This window comes from Stieleria sp. (genome assembly GCF_041595215.1).
GTDB classification, from domain to species: Bacteria; Planctomycetota; Planctomycetia; order Pirellulales; family Pirellulaceae; genus Stieleria; species Stieleria magnilauensis.
Genome location: NZ_JBFHKV010001109.1, coordinates 1 through 2738, shown reverse-complemented (window position 1 = coordinate 2738; position 2738 = coordinate 1). Strand labels below are relative to the sequence as shown.

Here is a 2738-nt window from a genome sequence, read left to right as displayed (position 1 = left end):
TCCCCGTGAGCAACCGGGGTCTGTCCCCGTGAGCAACCGGGGTCTGTCCCCGTGAGCAACCGGGGTCTGTCCCCGTGAGCAACCGGGGCCTGTCCCCGTGAGCAATCTGTGACGAATAGGACCCATAGGACAAATGGGACCTATGCGTCCCCTCTGTCCCATTGGTCCCAGTTCTGACTGCCCGATCGGGGACTGTCCCCGGTGGTGTGACCGATCGGGGTCTGTCCCCGGTGGGGCGGGGCGCGTCGGGTTGAACACCTTTGTCGTGAGGTGTGTGACGATTCGCGCAGGGTTGATTCGCAGGCGCCATCATTCTGGCTGCTCCATCTGATTTCATGCAGCGGACCGCTGGCGGCCGTTACAGGCTCAGAATGGCTGCGAACCTGGATGCGACCGCGCGGGGGTCGGCTGGTTTGGCCCCGTTTTGACCGGGATAACCGTCAAAAGGTACATCAATTGCTACAAAAGATTAAAATCTGGGCGACTTGCATAAACCTTGTTGGTGAGCAAAACTTCGCCAATCAGATTGATGTCGCCCCCCCTTACCTGCGGCACCGAACGAGACACCCCTAGAAGAAGGAAAACCAATGAAAGGTCTTCGAGTTTTTGCGGCTTGCACTGCGTTGTTGATCGGTTCACTTGCCGCCGTGAACGCGTCGGCTGGTTGCTGTGAGCCTGCACCGGCTCCTTGTTGCGAACCCGCACCGGTTTGCTGCCCGCCGCCGCCGCCAGTTCCCGTGACGTTCTGCGTCGTCGATCCCGTGACGTGCTGCAAGTACCCCGTCACCGTCTGCGTTCCCTGCGAGTGCGCCGGTGAAATCCCTTGCTACGTCGGATGCCGCAAAGGACTGTTGGGTCGCAAGGTCCTGACCTACAAGTTCCAGTGCTGCGGCGAGTGCGTCGACATCGTGATCACCAAGCACGGCCGCGTGATCGTCCGCGACTGAGGGATTCTGTGACCCGTTTGCTGGCATCAAAGCCCCGGTTTTCAGTCCGGGGTGACGTCAGCCAAATGGTGATCTGAATCTTCTCGATGAACGCTTAAAGAACAGGTTCCACCGCTTTGGTCTCGCGATCAAAGCGGTAAACCTGTTTTTTTTGTGGGTCGGCGACATACAAGTACTGGTCGTCGGCCGTGATCCCGACCGGTCCACCCAAAGGATCGCCTTCGAACCACTTTTCGGTCGTCCCATCGGCACCGAACCGCCAGATCGCCTTGCCATAGCCGTCGGTGACAAACCCTCCGTCGCCGGTCCAGACCAGACCGTTGGGGAATGCGTAGGGGCGATCACCGACAACGGTTTCCGCAGTCTTCTTCTCCACGTCGATTTTCTGAATCGCTTCGGCGTCTGGCGTCACCGCCCAAAGGTTCCCCTCGTCGTCCAATGACAATCCGCGGGCGTTGACTCGGGCGACCAATTCAGGCTTGCCACCTGCGATCGGTAGCCGAAACACCGCCCGCCGCTCCGCGTCACCGACATAGATCGTCTTGCCGCCGTCACCAACCACGATCGCCATTGGAATCCCCAAGTAGCCATTGTTCAGGGCCACCAGTTTGGCGCCGGGCTGCTTGGCATGATAGATCTCGCGGGTCGCCGAATCGCCGATCAAAATGCCACCGTCTGGATGGGGGGTCACGCACCAGGGCGCGTTCATCGGCTTGCGCAACAGCGGCGTCCCGGGGGTGAAAACCTTGAACCCCTCTCCATCCTGAATCCAAACACCCGGCAAAAATCGGTCCACGACCAGCAGCTTGCCGGCATCGATCGCGACCGCCCGCGGGTAGTTGACCGTCGCCTTTTCCGAATCGATCGGCTCAGGGACTTCGATCTCCTTGCTCGCTGCCCCAGGTTCGCTGCTCGCTGCGGCAGGTTCGCTGCTCGCCGCCCCAGGTTCGCTGCTCGCCGCGGAAGGTTCGGAGTCCTCTTGGGCCATCGCCGTTCGCATGGGGCTCGCCACCCCCAGCGGAATGACCAGCAAGGCGAACAGGGCGGAACGGTGGCAGGATATTCCGATTGCGCAAAGTTTTCTAATGATCACGATTGGGAGTGCCGAACATAAAACAAGAAATGTACCGAGAAGCGGTTTCGGATGTCGCAACGCCTCCCAGCGGAAAGATTTGGAACATGATAACGTCAAGCCACTCGATTACGCGGGTCTTGCCTGGTCGAAACACGTCGAGTCGTCGAAAAATGTCTGCAACCGGCCCTTGCCGCCACGTTTGGCAACATGCCGCCTGGCTTTTGCTGGTCATCGCCGCTTTGCTGGCGTGGGGAACTCCGACGATGGCCGGGGAACCGGTCGTGCGTGCGGCAGCCGACGTCTTTGAAAGCGAGCGGGTTGATCTTTCCGGCGTGAAACCGGTCAAACGCGCAGCACGCGACGTCGCCGTTGGTCACGCGGTCGAAACCGACGGGGTGGTGCGGCCGGTGTCGTATTACGAAGGCGAGATGGGTTACGGCCCCGCCGTCTTTGAATCGAGCTGCGGCTGCGAGACGGTTTGTGACTGCCCGGTGGGCGGCGTGATTATGGATCCCGGTTGTGGGATCGAAGCGTCTTGCGGGTTCGAAGCATCCTGCGGTGCGGAAACATGGATCGAGCCGGCGTGTGGATGCGAGGGTGTCGGATGCGACGCCTGTTGCGACGGCTATGACCCGATGTGCGGATGCAACGCGTGTTGTGGCGGCATCGGAGGATTCATCGATTGATTGTTTCCGCGACTGCGGATCCAGTGGGCT

At 60.5% G+C, this 2738-nt stretch carries 3 protein-coding genes; 2 read left to right on the top strand and 1 reads right to left on the bottom strand.

The annotated features are described in order from the left end of the window. The first annotated feature begins 587 nt into the window (after positions 1–587). Positions 588–947, top strand: a complete 360-nt coding sequence (locus ABX749_RS28580; protein ID WP_372899033.1) for a hypothetical protein — start codon at positions 588–590, stop codon at positions 945–947. A 94-nt stretch (positions 948–1041) separates the two neighbouring features. Here the strand turns inward: ABX749_RS28580 and ABX749_RS28575 are convergent, their stop codons facing one another. Next, positions 1042–1947, bottom strand: coding sequence for a hypothetical protein (locus ABX749_RS28575; RefSeq protein WP_372899032.1), 906 nt, complete (start codon positions 1945–1947; stop codon positions 1042–1044). A gap of 245 nt (positions 1948–2192) precedes the next feature. Between ABX749_RS28575 and ABX749_RS28570 the strand changes: the two genes are divergently transcribed. Then, complete coding sequence (locus ABX749_RS28570; RefSeq protein WP_372899031.1) at positions 2193–2708, top strand: hypothetical protein; 516 nt, start codon at positions 2193–2195, stop codon at positions 2706–2708. Positions 2709–2738: the final 30 nt, after the last annotated feature.

What these genes read in the sequence shown, in the direction of transcription:
- ABX749_RS28580 (WP_372899033.1), top strand. Translation starts at nt 588, where the DNA reads ATGAAAGGTCTTCGAGTTTTTGCGGCTTGCACTGCGTTGTTGATCGGT.
- ABX749_RS28575 (WP_372899032.1), bottom strand. Translation starts at nt 1,947, where the DNA reads ATGCGAACGGCGATGGCCCAAGAGGACTCCGAACCTTCCGCGGCGAGC.
- ABX749_RS28570 (WP_372899031.1), top strand. Translation starts at nt 2,193, where the DNA reads ATGTCTGCAACCGGCCCTTGCCGCCACGTTTGGCAACATGCCGCCTGG.